Here is a 302-nt window from a genome sequence, read left to right on the forward strand (position 1 = left end):
CAGGCGTTCAGCCACGTCCTCGATGCAGGCCAGGTCGCCGCGCTTGAGCCGGGTGCCGGCCGCCGGCCGCACCACCAGCGCGCCGCCAGGCCCCCCCCAGCGGCCCGGCGGCACCACGATGGCGGACGGCATGATATCGCCGTTGGACTGTGCCAGCAGCGGCTCCAGGAACGCCGTGCGGCCATTTCGCAGGGCCTCGATGAAGGCGTCGTCAAGCGCCAGTTCCAGGCCCGCGCAGCCATTGCCCCCGGCTTGCGCCCGCCAGCAGGTCGACACGCGAGGCGCGGCGCCCTCTCCCGGCC

General features: G+C 74.8%; 1 protein-coding gene. It reads right to left on the reverse strand.

Going from position 1 to position 302, the window contains the following annotated elements; all coding sequences use genetic code 11:
- On the reverse strand, positions 1 to 276 hold a 276-nt coding region (locus tag ACR6JA_RS23060), incomplete at its 3' end, for a hypothetical protein (protein WP_494599834.1).
- Positions 277 to 302 lie beyond the last annotated feature (26 nt).

It is taken from the genome of Cedecea sp. B1(4), assembly GCF_059414925.1.